General features: G+C 69.1%; 24 protein-coding genes. 12 read left to right on the top strand and 12 right to left on the bottom strand.

What is annotated here, in order from left to right:
• Nucleotides 1–5: 5 nt before the first annotated feature.
• Nucleotides 6–503: a MarR family winged helix-turn-helix transcriptional regulator gene (locus IU450_RS29385; protein ID WP_195152980.1), complete on the bottom strand. Its 498-nt coding sequence runs from the start codon at nucleotides 501–503 to the stop codon at nucleotides 6–8.
• Between the two features lie 133 nt (nucleotides 504–636).
• Between IU450_RS29385 and IU450_RS29380 the strand changes: the two genes are divergently transcribed.
• Nucleotides 637–1,446 (top strand): APH(3'') family aminoglycoside O-phosphotransferase, encoded by an 810-nt coding sequence (locus IU450_RS29380; protein WP_195152979.1) that lies wholly within the window; start codon nucleotides 637–639, stop codon nucleotides 1,444–1,446.
• 4 nt (nucleotides 1,447–1,450) lie between these two features.
• Here IU450_RS29380 and IU450_RS29375 read toward each other — a convergent pair whose 3' ends face one another.
• Nucleotides 1,451–1,669, bottom strand: coding sequence for a hypothetical protein (locus tag IU450_RS29375; RefSeq protein ID WP_195152978.1), 219 nt, complete (start codon nucleotides 1,667–1,669; stop codon nucleotides 1,451–1,453).
• A gap of 217 nt (nucleotides 1,670–1,886) precedes the next feature.
• Between IU450_RS29375 and IU450_RS29370 the strand changes: the two genes are divergently transcribed.
• Nucleotides 1,887–2,561, top strand: coding sequence for a hypothetical protein (locus tag IU450_RS29370; RefSeq protein WP_228835289.1), 675 nt, complete (start codon nucleotides 1,887–1,889; stop codon nucleotides 2,559–2,561).
• 96 nt (nucleotides 2,562–2,657) lie between these two features.
• Nucleotides 2,658–2,960, top strand: coding sequence for a hypothetical protein (locus IU450_RS40685; RefSeq protein WP_195152977.1), 303 nt, complete (start codon nucleotides 2,658–2,660; stop codon nucleotides 2,958–2,960).
• Between the two features lie 83 nt (nucleotides 2,961–3,043).
• Here the strand turns inward: IU450_RS40685 and IU450_RS29360 are convergent, their stop codons facing one another.
• Both IU450_RS29360 and IU450_RS29355 read right to left on the bottom strand, forming a co-directional pair.
• A complete protein-coding gene (locus IU450_RS29360) occupies nucleotides 3,044–4,099 on the bottom strand; it encodes a phosphotransferase family protein (protein ID WP_195152976.1) in 1,056 nt (351 codons plus the stop codon).
• A complete protein-coding gene (locus IU450_RS29355) occupies nucleotides 4,096–5,304 on the bottom strand; it encodes an acyl-CoA dehydrogenase family protein (protein ID WP_195152975.1) in 1,209 nt (402 codons plus the stop codon). Before IU450_RS29355 ends, IU450_RS29360 begins: the two co-directional genes overlap by 4 nt.
• A gap of 90 nt (nucleotides 5,305–5,394) precedes the next feature.
• Between IU450_RS29355 and IU450_RS29350 the strand changes: the two genes are divergently transcribed.
• The 4 genes from IU450_RS29350 to IU450_RS29335 all read left to right on the top strand — a co-directional run bounded on the left by IU450_RS29350 (nucleotide 5,395) and on the right by IU450_RS29335 (nucleotide 9,416).
• Complete coding sequence (locus tag IU450_RS29350; protein WP_195152974.1) at nucleotides 5,395–6,060, top strand: TetR/AcrR family transcriptional regulator; 666 nt, start codon at nucleotides 5,395–5,397, stop codon at nucleotides 6,058–6,060.
• Nucleotides 6,061–6,244: 184 nt separating this feature from the next.
• Entirely contained in the window at nucleotides 6,245–7,822 is a 1,578-nt protein-coding gene (locus IU450_RS29345) for a hypothetical protein (RefSeq protein ID WP_195152973.1), read from the top strand.
• Nucleotides 7,823–8,070: 248 nt separating this feature from the next.
• Nucleotides 8,071–8,676 carry a ClpP family protease gene (locus tag IU450_RS29340; protein ID WP_195152972.1) on the top strand — a complete coding sequence of 202 codons (606 nt, stop codon included), beginning with the start codon at nucleotides 8,071–8,073 and terminating at the stop codon, nucleotides 8,674–8,676.
• Between the two features lie 146 nt (nucleotides 8,677–8,822).
• Nucleotides 8,823–9,416, top strand: a complete 594-nt coding sequence (locus IU450_RS29335) for a ClpP family protease (protein ID WP_195152971.1) — start codon at nucleotides 8,823–8,825, stop codon at nucleotides 9,414–9,416.
• A 49-nt stretch (nucleotides 9,417–9,465) separates the two neighbouring features.
• Here IU450_RS29335 and IU450_RS29330 read toward each other — a convergent pair whose 3' ends face one another.
• A complete protein-coding gene (locus tag IU450_RS29330) occupies nucleotides 9,466–9,852 on the bottom strand; it encodes a helix-turn-helix domain-containing protein (RefSeq protein ID WP_195152970.1) in 387 nt (128 codons plus the stop codon).
• 140 nt (nucleotides 9,853–9,992) lie between these two features.
• Between IU450_RS29330 and ilvD the strand changes: the two genes are divergently transcribed.
• From ilvD to IU450_RS29315, 3 genes are all read left to right on the top strand, one after another.
• On the top strand, nucleotides 9,993–11,699 hold the full coding sequence (ilvD, locus tag IU450_RS29325; protein ID WP_195152969.1) for a dihydroxy-acid dehydratase: 1,707 nt from the start codon (nucleotides 9,993–9,995) through the stop codon (nucleotides 11,697–11,699).
• Nucleotides 11,700–12,174: 475 nt separating this feature from the next.
• A complete protein-coding gene (locus tag IU450_RS29320) occupies nucleotides 12,175–12,789 on the top strand; it encodes a TetR/AcrR family transcriptional regulator (protein ID WP_195153081.1) in 615 nt (204 codons plus the stop codon).
• Entirely contained in the window at nucleotides 12,786–14,225 is a 1,440-nt protein-coding gene (locus IU450_RS29315) for a hypothetical protein (protein ID WP_228835288.1), read from the top strand. Before IU450_RS29320 ends, IU450_RS29315 begins: the two co-directional genes overlap by 4 nt.
• A 128-nt stretch (nucleotides 14,226–14,353) precedes the next feature.
• Here the strand turns inward: IU450_RS29315 and IU450_RS29310 are convergent, their stop codons facing one another.
• The 4 genes from IU450_RS29310 to IU450_RS29295 form a co-directional block, all read right to left on the bottom strand.
• Nucleotides 14,354–15,085: an alpha/beta fold hydrolase gene (locus IU450_RS29310; protein ID WP_195152968.1), complete on the bottom strand. Its 732-nt coding sequence runs from the start codon at nucleotides 15,083–15,085 to the stop codon at nucleotides 14,354–14,356.
• 33 nt (nucleotides 15,086–15,118) lie between these two features.
• Nucleotides 15,119–16,084, bottom strand: a complete 966-nt coding sequence (locus IU450_RS29305; RefSeq protein WP_195152967.1) for an alpha/beta hydrolase — start codon at nucleotides 16,082–16,084, stop codon at nucleotides 15,119–15,121.
• Between the two features lie 35 nt (nucleotides 16,085–16,119).
• On the bottom strand, nucleotides 16,120–16,842 hold the full coding sequence (locus IU450_RS29300; RefSeq protein ID WP_195152966.1) for an alpha/beta fold hydrolase: 723 nt from the start codon (nucleotides 16,840–16,842) through the stop codon (nucleotides 16,120–16,122).
• Nucleotides 16,843–16,946: 104 nt separating this feature from the next.
• Nucleotides 16,947–17,963 carry a GlxA family transcriptional regulator gene (locus IU450_RS29295; RefSeq protein ID WP_195152965.1) on the bottom strand — a complete coding sequence of 339 codons (1,017 nt, stop codon included), beginning with the start codon at nucleotides 17,961–17,963 and terminating at the stop codon, nucleotides 16,947–16,949.
• Nucleotides 17,964–18,041: 78 nt separating this feature from the next.
• On the opposite strand from IU450_RS29295, the gene IU450_RS29290 reads away from it, so the two are divergent.
• Complete coding sequence (locus IU450_RS29290; protein WP_195152964.1) at nucleotides 18,042–18,653, top strand: TetR/AcrR family transcriptional regulator; 612 nt, start codon at nucleotides 18,042–18,044, stop codon at nucleotides 18,651–18,653.
• 91 nt (nucleotides 18,654–18,744) lie between these two features.
• Here the strand turns inward: IU450_RS29290 and IU450_RS29285 are convergent, their stop codons facing one another.
• Nucleotides 18,745–19,608: a helix-turn-helix transcriptional regulator gene (locus IU450_RS29285; protein ID WP_324197869.1), complete on the bottom strand. Its 864-nt coding sequence runs from the start codon at nucleotides 19,606–19,608 to the stop codon at nucleotides 18,745–18,747.
• 145 nt (nucleotides 19,609–19,753) lie between these two features.
• Between IU450_RS29285 and IU450_RS29280 the strand changes: the two genes are divergently transcribed.
• The gene (locus IU450_RS29280) at nucleotides 19,754–20,677 is read left to right on the top strand and encodes an SDR family NAD(P)-dependent oxidoreductase (RefSeq protein ID WP_195152962.1); all 924 of its coding nucleotides are present in this window, start codon (nucleotides 19,754–19,756) and stop codon (nucleotides 20,675–20,677) included.
• A gap of 451 nt (nucleotides 20,678–21,128) precedes the next feature.
• Here IU450_RS29280 and IU450_RS29275 read toward each other — a convergent pair whose 3' ends face one another.
• Both IU450_RS29275 and IU450_RS29270 read right to left on the bottom strand, forming a co-directional pair.
• Nucleotides 21,129–21,551 carry a hypothetical protein gene (locus IU450_RS29275; RefSeq protein WP_195152961.1) on the bottom strand — a complete coding sequence of 141 codons (423 nt, stop codon included), beginning with the start codon at nucleotides 21,549–21,551 and terminating at the stop codon, nucleotides 21,129–21,131.
• 377 nt (nucleotides 21,552–21,928) lie between these two features.
• Complete coding sequence (locus IU450_RS29270) at nucleotides 21,929–22,891, bottom strand: serine/threonine-protein kinase (protein WP_195152960.1); 963 nt, start codon at nucleotides 22,889–22,891, stop codon at nucleotides 21,929–21,931.
• Nucleotides 22,892–22,894 lie beyond the last annotated feature (3 nt).

The following is a 22,894-nucleotide window of genomic DNA, read 5'->3' as shown; positions in this document are numbered from 1 at the left end:
GAGCCCTATTTCGGATCGGCTTGGTGTCGGGGAGTGGTCTCTATTCCTGCGGTGAGCCGGTCGAGCAGAACGGTCAAGGTGTCGCGGTCGGTCGCGGGCCAGTCGGCCAGGATGTCGGCCAGCCATCGGTTGCGCAGCGCGCGGTTCTCCTCGAAGACGCGCACGCCCTCCTCGGTGGCCGTGAGCACGCACGCGCGTCCGTCGACCGGGTCGGCCCTGCGCTCCACCAGGCCGTGCGCCACGAGCGATCTGCTCTGCCTGCTGATGGTGGACGCCTCGGCGTGCAGCAACTCGGCAAGCCTTCCCGCGCGCTGTGGTCCGTCGTGCACCAGGCAGAACAGCACGGCGTAGGCGAGTCGCTCCAGCCCTTCCGGCCCGGGCCGGGCAGGCTGCCACTTCGACCGGTTGATCGCGCGCATGAACCGGACCAGCCGCTGACCGAGTTCGTCGGCGGCCGCGAGTTCGGCCGCGGACGCGCGGTGCTCGCGAGCGGTTGCGGACATGACACTCACCTCGACGTTCCCCACCGGCAGATTACTTAGCAACCTCAACTAGTTGCTTTTGGCAACTATACATCTGGTTTGCCGACGGTCTGCGAGGTGGGCCGGTCCGGTGCGCGTTGCTACCGTCGATGGCGTGTCCGAGTCGCTTGTTCGCTTTCCGGCCGCTCTGCCGTCCGATTGCCGATGGGAGCCGGTTCGTGGCGGGGAGTCCGGCGCCGACGTGTTCCGGTCCGCCGACGGATCCCGCTACGCCAAATGCGTCGGCCCCGGCCTGGTCGCTGCCCTCGCGCTGGAGCGCGACAAGATCACCTGGCTCGACGGCCAGGATATTCCCGGCCCTCGAGTGCTGGACTGGCGGATCGGCGACGAGGGCGCCTGCCTGGTCACCAGTGCCGTCCCCGGCGTCGCCGCCGACGCCGTTTCCGCGCAGACCCTGTCCCGCGCATGGGAATCGATCGCGGACGCGGTGCGCCGCCTGCACGATGTGCCGGTCGCGGAGTGCCCGTTCGACCGGGGCCTGGCGCGGATGTTCGCGATCGCCCAGGACGTCGTCGTCCGTGGCGCGGTCGATCCCGAGTTCCTCCCAGAAGAGCAGCGGGACACTCCACCCACCGTCCTGCTCACCAGGCTGGCCACCGAGCTCGAGTCGAGGATGACGCAGGAACTCGCCGAAGCCGTGGTGTGCCACGGCGATCTGTGCCTGCCCAACATCATCCTCGACCCGGACACGGACACCGTCGCCGGTTTCATCGACCTCGGCCGCCTCGGCATCGCAGACCCGTACGCCGATATCGCTCTACTGCTGGCCAATTCGCGGGAGTCATGGCAGGACGAACGGCGCGCCGAACGCGCCGACCGGATCTTCGCCGACCGCTACGGCATCGGTCTGGACGCCGAGCGTCAGCGTTTCTTCCTCCACTTGGATCCGCTGACCTGGGGTTAGCCGGTCACGCCACGGGCGTGATCAGAACGGCGGTGCCGTATGCCACCTCGCTCATGGTCCCGGCGATCTCGTTGCAGTCGAAGCCGCATCGCGATGATCGCGTTCGCGCCGTCGAGAGGGCGTGCCGGCACATCGAGTTCGAGGCGAAGCTGCGGCAGCGCACGGTGAGCCCGGCCACTTCGCCGAACACCCGGACGATCGCTCGGCCGGGGACGTCGTTCATGGGGGACACCAGGATCGGACCGAACCGCACCGACCGCCCGGTCCTGATCAGCCGGTGTTTCGGCGCTGCGCCGACCGCTGTGCGTGGTTCGGCCTTGCCTGTTGAGCATTCGACCGACAAAATCCAGGGAGATATGCAATGTTGTTATTGCGCAACGGCATTGAGAGGGAACCCACGGTGGCCGAGTAGGCACCGTAAAAGGGGGTGCGGCGAGATCATGTCGTCGAACACGTCCGAGCCCGGCGGCCGACGCGCCCGGCCGGGCCGTGACCGGGGCGAACGCGTGCCCACCTGGCCCGGAATGCTCTCCGCCCAGGAGCCGCCGCCCCGTTCGCGCGGGGACCGGCATCGGGCGCCTCGCTCCCGGCGTCGCGCTCGGCGCGGGCCACGCCGCGCCTGGCTGGTCGGCGGTGTCGGTGTGGCCGCCTCGCTCGCCGCCGCCGCGTTGGTCCTGGTCTACACGGACGCGGCCTCCGCGCCACGGCAATCGGCCACCGTGGCGGACCCGGTACTCGGCGGCGGCCCCGGTTGCGAACCGACTCGCGGAGAACAGTTGGTGCGCGGCAACGGAACCGGCTCGACAGCCTCGGGACCGGAGGTGATCCTGGCGTTTCAGCACGCCTATTACGTGACCCGCTCGGGAGCGGTCGCACGATCGCTGACGGTGCCGGACGCCGCGGTGCCGCCGGTCACCGTGATCGACGCGGGCATCGCCTCCGTCCCCGCGGGAACCCAGCACTGCGTCATGATCACGCCCATGCTCGACGGACGCTACGACGTGGTCATCACCGAGCTGCGGCCCGACTCCGGCAACCGCACCTACCGTCAGTTCGTCACCGTGGCCGACACCGGCGGCGAATCGACCATCGTCAAGATCGCCCCGCCGACCTGAGCCTCTTCCAACTCGCCGCGACGATCCGGTGATACGCCGCTCGCGCACAGCGGCTTTCGCTACGACGCCTCTGGCGGGGCGACCGCCACCGCGGCGATGACGGCGCGACGTCGCCGCCCACGGGTATCGCCACTGCCGACCGCCGCGATCGCCTACGGCCCGCTGGCCGCGCGGATCGCGCTGGACGGCATCCGGGCCGCGGAGAATTCCGGTCCGCTCGCGCTGCCCGGGCCGGATACCGAGGTGGCGATGTGGGGTTACTCGGGCGTCACAGATGTCGGGCTCCATCGCGCTCGGACGCTGACTTCGGCGGCGGTGCCGGGGTCGCGGGCGCACGGGTGGTCGGCGCCCGCGCCGGTGGTCGGGGTGCACGGCAAACCCATCGCGACGTTGCGGTGAGTCGGGAGGCCTGGAAGCGCCTGCGCGACAGAGCCGAGCGCGACGCCGGACGCACCGACGACAGTTATATGGGTGGGGCTGCCCTACTCGAGCCCGGCGACCTTCCGGCAGCGCCAGTCCAGGTAGTTGATCACCATCCAGAAGTCCTTGAACGCCGGGTTGGTGGTCTGCCCGTGGTGGTAGCGGTAGTAGATCTGCTGGGCGATCACCGCGAGCCGGAACAGCCCGAAGACCTCGTAGAACGGCCAGTTCTCGGCGGAGCGGCCGGTGCGCGCGCAGTAGTGCTCGACGATCTCGGCGCGGGTCAGCATGCCGGGCAGATGACTCGGCTGACGGCGGGCAGCCCGCATGGCGTCGTCGTCGTCGGCCTGCACCCAGTAGGCCAGCGCCCCACCGAGATCCATCAGCGGATCGCCCAGTGTCGCCATCTCCCAGTCGAGCACGCCGACGATCGCGCCAGAGCCCGACGGGTCGAGCACCAGATTGTCCAGCCGGAAGTCGTTGTGGATGACGGTGGTGGCGACGTCCTCGGGCCGGTTGGCCTCGAGCCACGCCATCACCGCGGCGAAATCGCTGACATTGTCGGTGCGGGCGTCCACGAAGCGCCGCGACCAGCCCGCGACCTGGCGGCCGACATAGCCGGTGCCTTTGCCGATTTCGGTGAGCCCGGCAGCGACGGGGTCGACCTCGTGCAGTTCGATCAGGCAGTCGAAAGCCGTGGTGGACAACCGCCGAGCCTGGTCGGGCGACAGAGCCGTCCCCTCCGGCAGATCGCCACGCAGGATCGTGCCCGCCACGCGCTCCATGACGTAGAACTCGCTGCCGATCACACTCGGATCGGCGCAGTGCGCCACCATCCGGGGAACGTAGCCGTAGTGCGGACGCAACCGCTGCTGCACCAGGTACTCACGGCCCATATCGTGTGCGGAAGCCGCCTTCTTGCCGCCGGGCGGGCGGCGCAGGATCAGGTCGCGATCCGGGTAGCGCAGCAGATACGTGAGATTGGACGCGCCACCGGAGAATTGACGCACCTCGGGCGGCTCGCTCAGACCCGGCACCTGGTCGGCGAGCCAGGTGTGCACAGCGGCGACGTCGAAGGCGTCCTCGGCGCGGACGGCGGTGGCCTCCGGGGCGCTCACCGGTCGTTTCCGTATTTGCGTAGTTCCTGCCGGGCGATCACGCCGAGGTGCACCTCGTCGGGGCCGTCGGCGAAACGCAACGAGCGAATGCCCGCGAACGCGCGAGCCAGCGGGAAGTCGTCGGAAAGCCCGGCGCCGCCGTGCAACTGCATCGCCATGTCGAGCACCTCCTGGGTCATCCTCGGCACGACCGCTTTGATCTGGGAGACCTCGCTGCGCGCGCCGGCCAGGCCCTTGGTGTCCAGCAGCCAGGCGGTGTGCAGGACGAGCAGCCTGGCCTGATCGATCGCGACGCGGGCGTTCGCGATGCGCTCCCGGTTCCCACCGAGGTTGGCCAGCGGCTTGCCGAACGCGGTGCGCGAAAGGCTGCGGCGGCAGGCCAGTTCGAGCGCGCGCTCCGCCAGGCCGATGGCGCGCATGCAGTGGTGGATGCGGCCGGGGCCGAGGCGGCCCTGGGCGATCTCGAAGCCGCGTCCCGGCCCGGCGATCACGGCGTCCAGCGGAAGCCGCACGTCGGTGAAGGTGACCTCGCCGTGGCCGAAGGGCTCGTCCAGATAGCCGAAGGTGGTGAGCATCCGTTCGACCCGCACGCCGGGCGTGTCCAGCGGGACGAGCACCATGGAGTGGCGCTGGTACGGGTGCGCTTCCGGGTCGGTGAGGCCCATGAAGATGACGAACGCGCAGTTCGGATGGCCGATGCCGGTGCTCCACCATTTGCGGCCGTTGAGCACGATCTCCTCGCCGTCCACCACGGCGGTCGCGGCCATATTGGTCGCGTCCGAGGACGCGACCTCGGGTTCGGTCATACAGAACGCCGAGCGGATCTCGCCGTCCAGCAGCGGCCGCAGCCACTGCTGCCGCTGCTGCGTGCTGCCGTAGTGCAGCAGGACCTCGGCGTTGCCGGTGTCGGGGGCATTGCAGTTGAACACTTCCGGCGCCCAGCCGGAAGCGCCCATCGCCTCGGCCATCGGCGCGTACTCGACATTGCTCAGGCCCGCGCCGAGTTCCGGATCGGGCAGGAAGAGGTTCCACAGCCCCGCGGCCCGCGCCTTCTGCTTGAGCTCTTCGACCACCGGCGGGACCGCCCATGGCGATTCCCGCAGGAAGGCGGCGTGCTCCTCGTCGCGCGGCTCGATCTCGTCGCGCACGAACTGCCGCACCTGATCGGTGAGGCGGACGGCTCGGTCGGAATGCGTGAAGTCCATACCCATCCTCGAGGCTCGCTGAGCATTGCTCAACTTCCGGTCGAGTCATTGGTAGCATATTATTGAGCATTGCTCAATAGAGGAGGGTGGATGACCGAGGTTGCCGCGGAGCCCGGCGGCCGCCGCTCGGCGGACGACCGGCGCCGACAGTTGATCGGCATCGGCCTCGGCATGTTGATCGACCGCCCCTGGCACCAGATCACCGTCGACGCGGTCGCGCAGCAGGCGGGCATCTCACGCGGCCTGCTCTTCCACTACTTCCCGACCAAGCAGGAGTACTACGCGCAGCTCGTCCGGGCCGCGTCGCAGCGGTTCCTGCGCGCCACCGGCCCCGATCCGGACGCCGCGGACCCGCTCGCGTCGATGATCGCCAACTTCGTCGGCTACATGCGCAGGCGCAGTGGCCCCCTGGTGGGTCTGCTCCGCGCCGCGGGGCAGGATCCGGTGCTCGAGGCGATCATGGAGCAGATGCACGACGAACTCACCGACCGGGTGTTCGCCGCGCTGGGCGGGCCCGCGCCGTCGACCGCCGAGCGCCTGGTGGTGCGCTCGTGGTGGGCGATGGCGGAGGATCTAACCGTGCAGTGGCTGTCTCGCGACGACGTCGATCAGGACCGGCTGGGCAGACTGCTGTTCGGCACATTGTCCCAGGTGCTCGACGCGGTGCGGGACGAACCGGCCGGCGCCACTGACCGGGCTCTTATCCGCGAGTTACGTCGCGCGACGCGAAATCCGCGGCTTTTGCGCGACGGCTGAAGAAGTGCTCGCGACCGGCGGAAATCACGCCGCGCCGCGTGTGTCGTCCGCGGCACGCCGAATAGTTTTGCGAGATGGCAAATGAACAGTTTCGCCAGTAGCGGTGGATCGACTATGAATGAAACGTGCCGTTGCCATTCGTGATCACTTGTCTGCCATCGACTCTCCCGTGCGGGGAGCGCTGATGGTCATCGAACATCCCATCGAGGACGAGGTTACACAGCTGGCGAGGCGGGTCGAGAAGGCCCGTGGACGGCTCGCCTACCAGTTCGATCCCGCGCTCACCGAGGCGCTGTCGGAGGACGAACTGCATGCCGAACGTGAGCTCGCCGAACGGATTCGCACTCAGGAGCGCGGACAGCGCTGGAAAGAGGCGCAGGCTGCCGCCGCGGCATCCGACCGCGCCAGGCAGACCACCGAAGCGATCGAGAAGGCCGACATGCGAGATCTCCTCCTCGCCCGCAAGGCGATTGCCGCGCAGCGACGCGAATCCAGCCCGCACGCGAAACTGGCCTCGCTCTACCGGCATCGGTCCTGGTCGCTGCGCGCGCTGGCCGGTGTCGTCGCGGCGGGCATGCTGTGGTCGGCGGTCAACGTCCAGCAGAACATCGCTCCCGGCGGCGCGACCGATCCGCTGTACTGGTTCAGCTACTTGCTCGAAGGCATGATCAGCGTCTGCCTGATCATCATCATGATCGGCACCAACAAGGTCGCCGAATGGGGTGTGGTCGACAACCGCCGTCAGGTCGCGGCGGCCGAGGTCGCCCTGCTGGCGCTGACCGTCAGCCTCAACACCTATCCGTATCTGCGCACGGGCGCGTGGTACGACGCGGCCGTGCACGCTATCGCCCCGGTGATGATCGGTGTCGCGCTGCTCATCCACGACGCCGCGAGCGCCCGCTACGGTCTCGCCATCGCCAGGGCCACCGAGCAGGTTCGCGACCTTCCGGACCCGGCCGAACAGATCCGGCTCACCCTGCCCAGGTACCGGATGCCGGTCGCCCCCGAGGCGCCCGCCGTCCCGCACGAATACGTGGAGCACGAGCCGCAGCCCGTCGTGGCGGCCGCCCCGGTGGAGGTCATCGAGCAGGAAGTGGCCGAGGTCGCCGAAACCGATGGCGCACCGCAGGATTCCGACGAGCAGCCCACGGTCGTGGTGACAGCCGAGCAGAAGCGGGCGCCGGTCGAGGCGCCGCGCAAGCCGGTGCTACCCGAGTCCATCGAAGACCTCGACGCGATGGAGGTCGTCGCGGCGCGTCCCAGCACGCCGGTGAAGGTCAAGGACCTGGACGTTCCGATCGCCGCCAAGAACGGTGCGTCCGCCACCAACGGAAGCAAGCCCCTGGCGAGCGAGCCCGTGGCGCCCGCGCCGGTGTCGTCGGTCAAGGTCGACGAGCGGCCGGCCACGCGAGTGCCCGTCGAAGAACCCGCCGCGGCGAAGGTGGTCGTCCGGGAGGCGGCTCCGGCCAAGCCGCGCACCCCGGAGGCCGAGGTTGCGACGGCCGAGATCCCGGCGGTCACCCGACGCCCGCTCGCGGACGTCAAGACCGACAGCCCGGCGCCGGAATCGAAGAACGGCAAGGACACCCCCAAGCCCGACATCGCGCAGCCGCCGACGGCCCGCACGCCGGACATCTACGACACCGGTTCGTTCCGCGTCGCCGACATCCTCGAGCAGGAACTCGCCGAACTGCAGGCCGAACGCCGCCGCGCTCGCACCAGCAGGCAGCGCTCCGCCTCGACCGCGGGCCGCGAGTCCTAGCGAGCCGCGTTCCATCGACGATGCCCGTCAGCGCGGTAAGCGCCGACGGGCATCGCCGTTTCCCGGGTACCGCTGCCATCCGGACTTCTGGCCGGGCGCGCCCGCGACGACGATCTTCGCGACACCCGCCTCCGGGACGGCAGGCGGCGCTGCGCCCCTCCGCCGCACCGCAACCCGACTGCTGAGAGCAGATCTGCCGTGGGCAGCGCCGGGCCGGTTTCGCGCCGCGGATGCGGCACCGTGGGGTCATGGCTCACGATGACAACACCCCGATGTTCAGCTGGCGGGCCCGGGAGCAGCTGCTCAGCCGCCGGATAGTCGTGCTGGACGGCGCGCTCGACGACGACAACGGCACGCTGCTGATGACCCAATTGCTCACCCTCGCCGCAGAAGACGCCGAGGCGGGCATCTCGCTGTGGATCCATTCGCCCGGCGGCTCGGTTCCGTCGATGCTCGCCATCCGCGACGTGATGCGACTGGTCCCGTGTGAAGTTTCGACGCTCGCGCTCGGATTGGCTTGCAGCGCGGGTCAATTCCTCTTGTCGTCGGGGAGCAAGGGCCGCCGTTTCGCGTTGCCGCACGCCCGGGTGCTGATGCACCAGGGGTCGGCGGGCATCGGTGGCACCGCCGTCGATGTCGAGGTCCAGGCCGACGACCTGCGTTACACCGTGGACACGGTGCTCGGCATCATCGCCGAGGACACCGGTCAGCCGTTCGACCGGATCTACGAAGATTCGCTGCACGATCGCTGGTTCACCGCGGCGCAAGCCAAGGAGTACGGCTTCATCGACCACATCGTCGACTCGTTCGGGCAGATCGTCCCGCAACGCCAACGGATCGGGATCTCGGCATGAGCGGTCAGGCCTGGAGGCGGCAGCGGAGCGTGACCACGCAAGGCCCCGCTGATGCCGGAAACGGATACAGCATGAGCGGTCAGGCCTGGAGGCGGCAGCGGAGCGTGACCACGCAAGGCCCCGCTGATGCCGGAAACGGATACAGCATGAGCACCTACACCATCCCCAATGTGATCGCGCAGCATCCACGCGGCGGCGAGCGAATCACCGACATCTATTCCCACCTGCTCGCCGAGCGGATCGTCTACCTCGGCACGCTGATCGACTCGGGCGTCGCCAACGCGCTCATCGCGCAGTTGCTGCACCTGGAATCGGAAAGCCCGGAACAGGAGATCAACCTCTACATCAACTGCGAGGGCGGCGATCTGTCCTCGATGCTCGCCGTGTACGACACCATGCAGCACATCCAGTCGCCCGTGCAGACCACGTGCGTCGGCCAGGCGATCGCGGTCGGGGCGGTGTTGCTGGCCGGTGGCGAGCCCGGACGCCGCGCACTGCTGCCGCACGCCAGGGTGGTGCTGCACCAACCCGCCGCGCGCGGGCAGGGAACGATCCCCGATCTGATCCTGCAGGCCGACGAGCTGGTGCGAATGCGGGCGGAGATCGAGTCGATCCTGTCGCGGCACACCGGGCAAACGGTGGAGCGGCTACGGCGCGACACCGACCGCGACCGGGTCTTCACCGCGTCGGCCGCGGTCGAGTACGGGCTCGTCGACCGGGTCCTCGGGCGGCGTGACTGACCAGGCGTCCCTCCGCCTTCGCCGCGGCCGTGCGCAGGGCTGTGTCCGGCTAGGCCGCAAGCAGCATGAGCGTGGGCCCGGTGCCGGAGCGGGGCTCCGACCGTTGCAGGAAGGCGACCCGGCGCCGGGCGCGGAGTTCGTCCGCCACCTGGCCGGTGATCTCACCCAGCGTGGTGCCGAGAGAACCGGCCAGGGCGGCGATCATCTCGCTCGACGGCTCCTTGCGTCCCCGCTCCACCTCCGACAGGTACTGCGGGGAAATGCCTGCCCGCCGGGCTGTTTCGACCAGCGTCTCGCTCCGGTCCTGCCGTAGCGTGCGCAATTGTTCGCCGAGCACCTCGCGCCAGAGGGGTTCCGGGGGCATCTGCGGTTCCGGCTGCCGAGGCCGGTCGTCGCGTCCACCGGGGATCGAGTGAAGTCTCGGGTGCTCGGTCATGGTCCGAGCGTACGATCCCGGGCCGCCGGTCTGCCCGCCATTACGCTCTGGGCGTACGAGCGGGCGTTTCCGGCGCGGGCGTGCAGGGGTTCGGCGTGGTCACCGCCGCGATCGGGCCGGACCGAGGATGATGGGGAACCGTGCCCGAGAATACGAAGGTCTCCGATCTCAAGCCCCGCAGCCGCGACGTCACCGACGGCCTGGAGAAAACCGCTGCCCGCGGCATGCTGCGCGCGGTCGGCATGGGCGACGATGACTGGGAGAAGCCGCAGATCGGCGTGGCCTCCTCGTGGAACGAGATCACTCCCTGCAACCTGTCGCTGGACCGGCTGGCCAGAGGTTGTAAGGACGGCGTCTTCGCCGGTGGCGGATTCCCCATGCAGTTCGGCACCATCTCGGTGTCCGACGGCATCTCCATGGGGCACGAGGGGATGCACTTCTCCCTCGTCTCGCGCGAGGTGATCGCCGACAGCGTCGAGACGGTGATGCAGGCCGAGCGGCTCGACGGTTCGGTGCTGCTGGCCGGGTGCGACAAGTCGCTGCCCGGGATGCTGATGGCCGCGGCCCGGCTGGATCTGGCGAGTGTGTTCTTGTACGCGGGTTCGATCCTGCCCGGCATCGCCAAGCTCTCCGACGGCAGCGAACGCGAGGTGACGATCATCGACGCGTTCGAAGCGGTCGGCGCCTGCTCCCGCGGCCTGATGAGCCGCGCCGACGTCGACGCCATCGAGCGGGCGATCTGTCCCGGCGAGGGCGCCTGCGGCGGCATGTACACCGCCAACACCATGGCCAGCGCGGCGGAGGCGCTGGGCATGTCGCTCCCCGGCAGCGCGGCGCCGCCCGCGACCGACCGTCGTCGTGACGGTTACGCCCGCCGCAGCGGTGCGGCCGTGGTGGAGTTGATCCGGCAGGGGATCACCGCATCCGACATCCTCACCAAACCCGCCTTCGAGAACGCCATCGCCGTCGTCATGGCATTCGGCGGCTCAACCAACGCCGTGCTGCACCTGCTCGCCATCGCGCACGAGGCGAATGTCGACCTGAGTCTGGACGATTTCGCCCGCATCGGTCGCCGGGTTCCGCACCTCGCCGACGTCAAACCCTTCGGCAAGCACGTGATGACCGATGTGGACCGGATCGGCGGCGTGCCCGTCATGATGAAGGCGTTGCTCGACGCCGGCTTGCTGCACGGCGACTGCCTGACCGTGACGGGAAGAACGGTGGCGGAGAACCTGGCCGACATCACCCCGCCGGATCCCGACGGCAAGGTGATCCGGGCGATGGCGTCGCCGATCCATCCGACCGGCGGCATCACCATCCTCACCGGTTCGCTCGCGCCCGATGGCGCGGTCGTCAAGTCGGCGGGCTTCGAGTCCGACGTCTTCATCGGCACCGCACGGGTTTTCGACCGGGAACGATCCGCGATGGACGCCCTCGAAGACGGCACGATCGCGGCTGGCGACGTGGTCGTCATCCGGTACGAGGGACCGAAAGGCGGTCCCGGCATGCGCGAGATGCTGGCCATCACCGCCGCTATCAAAGGCGCGGGCCTGGGCAAAGACGTCCTGCTGCTCACCGACGGGCGGTTCTCCGGCGGCACGACGGGTCTCTGTGTCGGGCACGTCGCACCGGAATCCGTCGACGGCGGCCCGATCGCGTTCGTGCGCGACGGTGATCGCATCCGCCTCGAGGTCGCCGCGGGCACCCTGGACCTGCTGGTCGACGCCGACGAACTCGCCCGCCGCCGCGACGGCTGGGAACCCTTGCCACCCCGCTACACCCGAGGCGTCCTGGCCAAATACACGAAGCTGGTCGGCTCGGCATCGATCGGGGCAGTCTGCGACTGACGGCCGCGTCGTAGCCGCACCGTGCCCGGCCTGCGTGTGAGGCGGGTGGTCGCATCGTGTCCGGTCGCGTGTGAGGCGGGTAGTCGCACTGTGTCCGAGTCGCGTGTGAGGCGGGTAGCCACGTCGTGCCCGGCCCGCGTGTGAGGCGGTAGCCGCACCGTGCCCGGCCTGGGTGTGAGACGGGTAGCCGCACCGTGCCCGGGCCTGCGTGTGAGGCGGTAGTCGCACCGTGTCGGGTCGCGTGTGAGGCGGGTAGCCGCACGGTGTCCGGTCGCGTGTGAGACGGGTAGTCGCCCAGTGCCCCGCCGCCTGCCAGGCGGGTGGTCGCACCGTGCCCGGGTCGCGCTCTTGACGGGTCTTCCTGCCGCGACCTCGACTTTGTCCTCTGAGTGCGGGCTGCCGGAATTAAGCTACTAATTCGTAGCTACGCTTGTTTAGCTACTAAAACGTAGCTATAGTCGGAGGCGTGAACGCGATGAAGCCCCCCGAAAAGGGCCGCCGCACCAAACTCGAGTTACGCGCCGACTGTCATACGGCCGTCATCGCCGAGGCCGCCGAGGCGGGGGTGGGACGTCTGGCGATGGAGGGGGTCGCGCGGCGCGCCGGCGTCGCCAAGACCTCGCTGTATCGGCACTGGGCGACGGTCGAGGAGTTGCTGATCGAGGCGCTGGCGCAGGCGTACCCCGTCGAAGTGCCCACCCCGGCCGGCGGCAACCTGCGCGGGGACCTGCTGCGCGCATTGCAGCAGTTGACGGAATGGTTGTCCGGTCCGACCGGCTCGGCCACGGCCGCGATCCTGAGCGAGCGGCAGCGGCGGCCCGAGCTGGTCGAGTCGTTGTACCGCAATGTCTTCGACCTGCGCGGCGGCCGGTTCACCCGCACCGTTCTCGACCACTACGCGGCGCTCGGTGAAATCGACGCCGCGCTGGTCACGCCGATAGTGAGCGATATCGGCGAGGCGCTGGTGATCAAGCACCAGATCGACACCGGGCAGTGGCCCGACGAGCGCGTCCGGGCGGCGATCGTCGACGAAGCCCTGCTCCCGGCGCTCGGATTCCCAACCCCCGCAGCGAAGAGAAGGACGAAATGACGGGCGCACCACTGAATTCGATCCACATCGATTGGGCCGCGATCACCGGCGTCTCGCGCACCACGCTGACCACGCACCTGTGGACAGCGCCGCCACTGCGCCGAAGCTCACCGATCCACGACAAGGCCTTCGACGCGCTACGCGCGCTCGATGCCGACCTCGTTCGATTCCTGCCCTGGTATTCCCACCCGCGTATCGCTGTCGCGGAGCTGAACCCGCCCACCGCGAGCGAAACGTTCTGGAGCTTCGAGCTGCTCGATCCGCTGGTCGAGGACTTCATGGAGGCCACGGGCGGTAAGCCGGTCGTCGCGAACTTCGCGACCATCCCGGCCTGGATGTTCCGCACCGAGGAGCCGGTTGCCGTAGCGGAGGACCCGGACGAAATCCACTGGGACTACGAGCGGGGCACCGAGTTCCGCGACCCCACCTTCACCGAGGCCGCGGACTACTTCTACCGCGTCGCCAGCTGGTACATCGCGGGCGGGTTCACCGACGAACTGGGTCGCCGTCACGAGTCGGGGCACCACTACCGCTTCGCCTATTGGGAAGTGCTGTGCGAACCCGACCTGGGGCACCGGATCGCACCGGCCGACTACACGAGGCTCTACGACGCGATCGTCGAACGTCTTCGTCCGCTGGACCCCGACATGAAGTTCGTCGGGTTGTCGCTGAGTCATATCTACCGCGAGCCCGAGTACTACTGGCATTTCCTCGATTCGGCCAACCACCGGCCCGGCGTCCCGGTGGACGCGTTCTCCTATCACTTCTATGCGTCGCCGGACATCCGCAACCCGTTCGGCCCGGAGGGCAACGCGCCGTACGCGCACTGGCGCGACATCTTCTTCGCGCGAGCCGACGGATTCCTGGAGCAGGCGCGGTTCATCGATGGCATCCGGCGCAGGCTCGCTCCGGCCGCGAAAACGTTCGTCAACGAAATCGGTACCTATCCGGCTGACGTGATGAATCCGAGCCCGGAGATCCCCGAGGAGTACTGGGCACTCAGCGCCGCGGTCCAGTCCTATCTCTGGGCCGAACTCGTCGCGCTCGGCACCGATCTGGTCGGGATCGCCGAGTTCATGGACTACCCGGGCATGATCCCCGGCACCTCGCTGATCGACTGGGAGACCGGCGCTGCGAACCTGCGCTACGAGGCCCTGGCCTTACTGCTGCGGCACTTCGGCCCCGGCGACGAGCTCGCCGCCACTACCACCGCCTTCCCCGACCCACGGATGCACGCACAAGCTTTCGTCACCGAGTCGGGCGAGCGAAAACTCGTGGTGATCAACAAGTCCGACACTCCGCTGATGGTCACCCTGGCTTCCCCGTCCGCCCCGGTCACCCTCGAACAGGTCGGATCCCACGGTCCGCGAGCCACGCCGATCACCGACGCCGTCCTGGTACTCGACGGCTTCGCCACAGCGGTGGTCACCTGCTGAGAACGAAGACGGATCGCCGCTGCCTTCGACGCGGTCCGGCGCGTCCGATCGCGCGGACCGGGCGCGCTACGGAGCCCCGCGCGGAGGGAAATCCCTGGCGCGCGGAGCTCCGAGGCCGTACTACTCGACTACTCGCCTGCGGCTGCCCGGATGATCAGGTCACCGACCGCGTCCGGCATGGAAACCGAGACCGCGTGGGAGGCCGACACTTCGGCGGTGACGGCTCCCGCGCGTTCTGCCATGAACCGCTGTGCTTCCGCGGGGATGTTCTTGTCCTCGCTGGTGACCAGCGCGAACGACGGGATGTTCCGCCAGGCGGCGGCAACCGCGGGCTGCTGCAAGGCGTCGAGGGCGACCGGCCGCTGTGTCGCGGCCATCAGCTCGGCGGTAGCGGCGGGCACGTCGGCGGCGAACTGCTGGTGGAATTCCTCCGGCCGGATGTAGAGCTCGGTGCCGGTGCCTCCGTCGGGAAGCGGATAGGAGGCGGGCCTGGTGGTCGGCCCGAGCGTCGAGCCGGGGAATTTGTCGGTCAATTGCAGTGCGCTCTCGCCCTCGTCGGGGATGAATGCGGCGATGTAGACGAGCGCTTCGACCTCGGTCTTCCCGGCTGCGGCGACCGTGATGACGCTGCCGCCGTAGGAATGGCCGACCAGAACGCACGGCCCTTCGACAGAGTCGAGGACCGAGGCCACATACGCGGCGTCACTGTCGAGGCCGCGCAGCGGATTGGCGGCCGCGATCACGGAATGCCCTTGGGCGCGCAGGCGTTCGACGACCCCGTTCCAGCTGGAAGAGTCGGCGAACGCGCCGTGGACCAGCACGATGGTCGGCGCGGAAGAACGGGTGGGCTCGGTGCTCAAGAGTGGGTTCCTTCGATTTCGATCGTCGGTACGTCAGGCGGAGTGCAGTGCGGCCCGCAGCGTGGCGACGGCCTGCGCCACCGCGGCTTTGGCGGCGTGCGTGTCGTGCAGCGAGTTCACCATCACGAAGTCGTGCACGATGCCGCCGTAGCGCACCTGGGTGACGGGCACGCCCGCGGCGCGCAACTTGCCCGCGAAGGCTTCGCCCTCGTCGCGCAGCACATCGGCTTCGGCCGTGATGACCAGCGCAGGCGGCAGTCCGGTCAGCTGCTCGGTGGTGGCCCGCAGCGGCGAGGCGGTGATCTGCGCACGATCCTCCGCGCTGGTGGTGTACTGGTCCCAGAACCACTTCATGCCCTCGCGGCTGAGGAAGTATCCCTCGGCGAACTGCTCGTAGGAGCCGGTGTCGAAGTTGGCGTCGGTCACCGGATAGAACAGCACCTGCTGAACAAAGGAGACGTCGCCGCGCTCCTTGGCCATCAGAGTCAGCGCGATGGCCATGTTGCCGCCGACCGAATCACCGGCGATCGCGATCCGGGACGAGTCGAGACCCTTCTGCGCGCCCTCCGCGGTGACCCACTGGACCACCCGGTAGGACTGCTCGTTGGCCACCGGGTAGCGCACATCCGGGGACCGGTCGTATTCGGGGAATACCACGGCGGCGTGCGCGCCGACAGCGAGATCGCGCACCAGGCGATCGTGGGTGTGCGCGTCGCCGAAGACCCATCCCGCGCCGTGGGTGTAGACGATCACCGGCAGCGTTCCGGTGGCGCCCTGCGGTTTGACGATCCGGACCCGCACCGAGCCGGTCGGTCCGCCCTCGACGGTGATCCATTCCTCGTCGATCTCGGGCTTGAAGATCGGCGAGTCCTGCACGCCGTCCACCGCTTTGCGGCCCTCTTCGGGCGGGAGCTGGTAGAGGAACGGCGGCTGCGAGGTCGCGTCGACGAAATCCTGCGCCGCGGGTTCGAGCGAGATGCCCAGTGGGTTTCCTGACATGATCGTGCCTCTCTAGGGGTGGGAAATGCTGCGGCTCAAGCCGAGTGGGCGATCGCCTCGGTGATGACGGCGACGACTGCGTCGGGGTGGGTCTGCATCACCAGGTGTGGTCCGTCGATCTCGACCACGGCGCGGAATCCGGCTCGCTTGTAGCCGAAGCGTTCGACATCGGGATTGATGGTGCGGTCGGCGCTGGACACGATGCCCCACGCGGGTTTCGTCTTCCACGCGGCCGCCGAGGCGGGCTCGTTGAACGCGATCGCCGACAACGGCCGTTGCGAGACGGCGAGGACCTTGGCTTTCGCCGGATCGAGACCGGCGGCGAAAACCTCCGGGAAGGCGTCGACGTCGACCGAGACGTCCGTGCCGGGCTCGGCGCCCGCGACCGGGTAGGGCGCGTAGACGAGGTTGGCGGCCAGGTCGGAGTCCGGGAACCCGCCCTGCAACTGCCCCAGGCTCTCGCCTTCTTTCAGCGCGTAGCCGGACACGTAGACCAGACCGACGACATTCTCGGCGACACCGGCGACGGTGATGACAGCCCCGCCGTAGGAGTGCCCGGCCAGCAGCACCGGGCCGTCGATCTGCCGCACGAACGACTCGATGTAGGCCGCGTCCGCGGACAGGCTGCGATTGAACACCGGGGGAACCACGACCCGATGGCCCTGGGCGAGCAGCCGTTCGGTGACGGGAGACCAGCTCGAGGCATCGGCGAACGCGCCGTGCACCAGGACGATGGTGGGACTTGCCGGGGCGGACATTGGCATTCCTTTCTCCAGCGCTCGGTAGGGAGCGCTGCGGGTGACTCAGTTTCGGCCGGAACACCCGCCCGGCGCCCCTCCCCACGGGCCACAAAAGCCTCTGATCAGGACACGGCCCGTGCCATGGCCTGCTCCATCCCGGTGGTCGAGCCGGTCGACCGGAACCGCTGCTGATACTTGCGCGGGGAAATGCCGAGGCGGGCAACGAAGGCTCGGCGCAGCGCCTCGCTGGTGCCGTAGCCCGCCGCCATGGCGGCCTCCGTCACGCTGTATCCGGCGTGCAGCATGTCCCTGGCCGTCCCGAAGCGGATGAACGCCACGTATTCCGCGGGCGAGCGCTCGAGTTCCGCGCGGAACAGCCGGGTCAGGTGCCGGACGCTGACTCGCGCATGGGCGGCCAGGGTCTGCACCGTGTGCGGATACGCCGGGTCGGCGCAGATCAGGTCCACCACGCCGCGGACGAGCGGGCTGCGCGGCGCCGGTCCGCTCAGCGACGCCGAGAACTGCGACTGGCCGCCGGCGCGCTGCATGTAGACCACCATCGACTGCGCCACCCGACGAGCCACGTCGGCGCCGTGGTCCTCTTCGACCAGTGCCAGTGCGAGATCGACGCCCGCGGCCACCCCGGCCGAGCTGTACAGATTGCCGTCCCGCACGAAGATCGCATCCGGATCCACCTCGACCGCGGGGTACCGCCGCGCGAGTTCGGTCGCGAATTTCCAATGGGTGGTCGCGCGCCTGCCGTCGAAGAGTCCCAGCTCGGCGAGGACGAACGCGCCGCTGCAGATGGATGCCAGCCGTCGTGTGTTGCAGGCCAGATGCCGCGCGGCCGCCAAAACCTCCGAGGTCACGAATTTCCCCGGTGGGAGCTCGCTTCCCGGAATCACCACCGTGTCGAAACGACCCGCGTCGGCGGCCGCGCAGCTCACCTCGACCCGTGCGCCGATCGAGGTCTGGGCGTCCTTGCCGTCGGCCGAGACCACGACCACCTCGTACCCCGCCATCGACTGGTTCGCCTCGACGAACACCTCCGCGGGCCCGACGAAATCGAGCATCTTGACGCCGTCGAAGACGAGAACGCCCACCCGTCTGCGGGGCCGGGTGGCGAAGTTGGAAGACATGTCCACCAGTATTGTGGAGGCACGCCTCCAGAACAAGTTGTGTGGGATACCTCGCAGGTCGATTGGTACGGTGAGCACATGGGACGGCCGCGACAGTTCGACGAATCGAACCTGCTCGACGCCGCGACCGAGCTGTTCTGGTCGAAGGGTTTCGACAGCACTTCGGTGGAAGACGTCTCGCTCGCCACGGGCATCGGGAACGGGAGCATCTACGCCGCCTACGGTAGCAAGCGTGGCCTCTTTCTCGCCGCGTTCGAACGCTATTGCGAAGGTCGCGCGCAACTGGTCCGCGGGGCGATCGGTGCGGCGGGCGGATCGGCGCGATCCGCGGTGCGCGCGCTCTATCAGGCGATCATCGAAGACTGTGCCGCGCAGCCGGATCGGCGCGGCTGCCTGATGATCAACAGCATCGCCCAGCTCGGCACCCGGATCCCCGAAGTCGCCGCCATCGGCGCTCGGACCACCACGGCGATGGAGCAGGGTGTCGCCGACCGGCTGCGGCCCGCGATGCACGACGCCGGAGACCACGACGAGGCCGCGCTCTCCGCCCTCAGCGCCACCGTCGTAGTGGTCGCGCAGGGGCTGATCCAGTTGAGCCGCTTGGGAACTCCCGCGCAGCGGTTGCACGAAATCGCCGACGTGTCGAGTGCGACCCTGCCGCAGGCATGGGCCGACCAGCTCGTCCACTGACCCGGCGTCGTGGGATCGACCGCCTGCCGGACGATCCGCCTTGCCCTGGCCCGAGTGACGAGACCGATTGGCCTGCTACTGGATTGGTAACTCAGGGGAGCGTGGTGGCCGCACGGCCGTCCGTGACGCGCAGGAGGTCGAGTTTCCCCGCGTCGCTGCTCGCGCCTGCCGCCGTGTAGGTGACCATGCGCAGATCCGCGCCGGGAACGACGAGCACGTCGCAGTCCAGGGTGATCTCACCGACCTCCGGATGCCGGATCGTCTTCCGGTCGCTCGTGTGCTGGGACGCCGTCGCTGTCGCCCAGAGGTGGGCGAAGGCGGCGGACGTGGTCCGAAGCTCATGGACGAGGCGATCGAGCCGGTCGTCGGCGGGATAGCGCGCCGCCGCGTCTTTCAGATCGGCGACGATCGACGCGGGGAAGGCGTCTTCCGCTCGGTCGGACCGGAAGGGACGTAGCGCGGCGCGAGCCGCGCCGGTACCGAAAACGGCGCGCGCGAGGTTCCGCTCGGCGGCCGGGACCAGCGCCGGGTCACCGTGCAGGGCGCTCCACATGCCGTTCCACCAGACCAGCGTCCAGTCGGCGGTGAACACTCCGATCGGGACATCGCCGAGCCGCGCGACGAGCCGCTGGATGCCCGCGGGCACATGCGTGCCGATCGTCCCGTCCTGCGGCGGCAGCAGCCCGGCGCTGCGGTACAGCTCGTCGCGCTCGGTCCGGGACAGCTGAAGGGCGCGGGCGAGTGCGCCGACCACCTGAGCCGAGGGGTTTCGCGCGCGTCCTTGCTCCAAGCGCAGGATGTAGTCGACCGAGAGCCCGGCCAGTTGCGCGAGTTCCTCCCGGCGCAGTCCAGGGGCGCGACGGCCCGCGGTCACCGCGAAGCCCGCGTCGGCAGGCGACAGCCGATCACGCCAGGCGTGCAGGAGCCCGCCGAAAGCGGAGCGAGAGGTAGCCACGCGTTCATTCTCGTCGCCGCGGGCCCGACCAGCCTGGGTACTGCCGGTCCTGGTGACCGGCGCGGCACTGGCAGCCGACGGGGTCGGCGACGAAGGTCGGATATGCCCGTCCGGGCGCTTTGCCACGCCAGTGAAGGAAGACGACATGCCGTCGACCATCGTGATGACCGGAGCGAGTCGCGGGATCGGCCGGGTCGCCGCGGAGCACATCCTTCGCCGGGCGCGGGAGACGCATCTGGTCGTCGCCGCCCGCGGGTCCACCGGCGCACGGCTGGCCGCGGAACTCGGCGGGGATGGGCGCCGGGTCTCGCACGTCGCGGCGGACCTGGGCGCACTGGACAGCGTGCGGTCGGCCGCGGACGAGATCCGCGCCCGGCTCGACAGTGGGGATCTGCCCCCGCTGCACGGTTTCGTGGGCAACGCGGGGATGCAGTACACGAACGCGCGCACCGCGGGGCCCGACGGTTTGGAGTCCACCTTCGTCGTCAACGTGCTCGCGAACCATTTGTTCGTTCGCCTGCTGGAGGATCGCTTCCGCACCCCGGCCCGGATAGTGGTCACCGTGAGCGACACCCATTTCGGCGATTTCCGGCACAACTTGGGGATGGTGCCCGGCCCGATTTGGCAGTCACCCGACGTGCTCGCCCGCCCGGGCGCGTTTCCGAAGCCGGGCACCACCGCCGCCGGACGCACCGCGTACTCGACGAGCAAGCTCGCCGCCATCCACCTCGTGCACGAGTACGCGCGTCGACTGCCCGCCGGGATCGACGCCATCGGCTTCAACCCGGGGTTCGTCCCCGGCACCGACCTCGCCCGCAACGCGGGGCCGGTCTCCCGGTTCGCGATGCGCCGTATCCTGCCGGTGCTGGCAGGCACGCCGTTGGCGACCAGCCGCGCGGCCGCGGGGCGATACCTCGCGGACGTCGTCCTCGGCGCCACCGCGGCCCCCACCGGCTCCTACGTCGATCGCGGCCGTGTGTCCCGGTCGTCGGAGGAGTCCTACGACCGGCGGCGTGAAGCCGAACTCTGGGCCGCGGCGGAACGTCTTGTCGCGCCGTACTACGGCTGAGCGACATCGGCTGCCCCCGCGCGCTGTGGGCGCACGTTCGGCCGCGCACTCGCGTATCTGTCCTGGTCGGCCCAACCGATTGCCGACACCGGCTCCAGCAGGAAGCCCCCTTTCGCCGCTCCGGAGGCGACCGGCGGATTGGTGGATGGCGTGGGTTACGGCCGACTCCGGATTGGTTGGCGACTGGCTGACTGTTGGTCGGGGTTGGCGGCTGGCTGACTGTTGGACGGGGTTGGCGGCTGGCTGACTGTTGGTCGGGGTTGGCGGCTGGCCGACTGTTGGACGGAGTTGGCGACTGGCCGACTGTTGGACGGAGTCGGCGACTGGCCGAGCGCTCTACGGGACCGATGACCGGTTGACTGTTGGACAGAGTCGGACCACGGCCGGGCCGATACCGCTGACACGCTTCGGCGACGACCGCCCGCACGAAGGGGTGCTCGGCCCGTGACGCTCAGAGGTAGGGGAAGCAATCGATGTCGCGGTGGGTGAAGCACGGCTGCTCGACCGGTCGCAACCAGCGGGCGGGAACCCGTAGTGGTTCGACCTCGGGCAGGCGCACGGGCCGGTCCTCGCCGTCGAACAGGGTCCCGCGCACCCGGAACACCCCGACCGGCAGACCCAGCTCGGTGGCCTGCTCGGCGGTCAACACCACCGCGATGCGAGAGTTCGCGGTGATCCGCAAGCCTTCGACGATGGTCGGAGCGCTGGTGTCGTCGACCTCGGTCACGGTGAGCCGGAACCGGCCGCCCCGCAGCCACGACCACGCCCAGGTGAGCGAGCCCGGCTGGTCGCAGTCGGGGTACCGCCTGCGCGGCAGACGCTGCGGGACCAGCACCATATAGGTGCACCCGACCTCGATATCGCGGGTCCGCATACCTTTCAGCGTGACGGCGCACCGGCTCCCTCGCAAGGAAACCAGCAAATACGGCGTCCCAGCTGCGCAGCTGTCGAGTACGTGGCTCGGTGGGCGGCCGCGGGCCGGTGTCCGCCTCGCATCGGACGAGCTGTCGAGCCGGGTGGTCGACTGTGCATCGCCTGCGCGCCGAGACCAGGTCGGATCGGACCGCCGGTGTGGACACTCAGAGCTGCACACTCAGAGCTGCGCTGAGTCACCCGGCAGGAGCGCCCTGATCGGCGTCGAACTCTTGCGCGGGCTGAGCGGCAAGCGTGCACCAGGACCCCGCGCTTCCGGTGGCGTTGCTCGACCCGGCCTACGCGGCCGAGCGGATGACGGAGGTCGCCACGATTTCGTCAGCGTATGACGCGGGCGCCGAACCCCTTGCCGCCTATCCGCCCCAAGGTGGCATTCATCAATGGCGCTCGGCTCAACGCCGCTTTCACGCGGTCCAGTACAGGGGAGATGGGGCGAGGATCAATGTCCTGAAGTATCTCGCTGACCAAGCGGATGGGCTCGGCGCACGAGTCGTAGCGGGCGCCGGGCTCTTTGTCGAGCGACCGGTGCAGGATCGCATCCACCTCCGGCGGGATCCAGCGCCTGCGGCGGGAGAGCTCGGGCGGTGGATCGTGCAGCTGGGCCTCCGCGGTGGCCATGAGGGTGCCGCGGGCGAACGGCGTGTGGCCCGTGAGCAGTTCGAAAGCCGCACAGGCCAGGGCGTATTGGTCGGTCGCCGGGGACACCGTGCTCGCCCGGAGCAGTTCCGGCGCGGCGTACGGTACCGACACGACGACGAAACCGTTGGTCGCCAAGGGCGGTTCGGGCCGTTGCAACCATCGGGCCGAATCGAAGTCCGAGATCTTCACCGTCGCGGGCTCGTCCGTGCCGACCAGGATATTCGCCGGTTTCACGTCGAGATGGACTACGCCGTTGGCGTGCGCGAAATCCAATCCCGCTGCGACATGGGTCAAGACGTGCAGCACCAGTCGCAGATTCGGGGGCCGGTGCGGCGCAGGCACCAGAGTCGAACCGGTCGCACCGGCCACGTACTCGTGTGCCGACCACAGCCTGCCGTCGCTCTCCCCGTGCGTGTACATCCGCACGATGTCGGGGTGCCGCAGCGCCGACAGGATGTCGAACTCGTGCACGAATCTCGCCCGCGCCTCGGGCGATCGGCTGTCCTCGGGTCCGAGGATCTTCAGCGAGACCGGCCGCGATTCTTCCGGGTCCTGCGCGAGATACACCTCGCTGCTGCCGCCGTGCCCCAGCCGGGCCTGCACGATGAATCCCGCAAACTGGTCACCTGGTTCGAGCGGCACCGC

Origin of the sequence: Nocardia abscessus (assembly GCF_015477775.1) — a bacterium.
GTDB lineage: Bacteria > Actinomycetota > Actinomycetes > Mycobacteriales > Mycobacteriaceae > Nocardia > Nocardia abscessus_A.
Note: the sequence above shows the minus strand (reverse complement) of the source record. Positions and strands in the feature narration are given on the sequence as shown.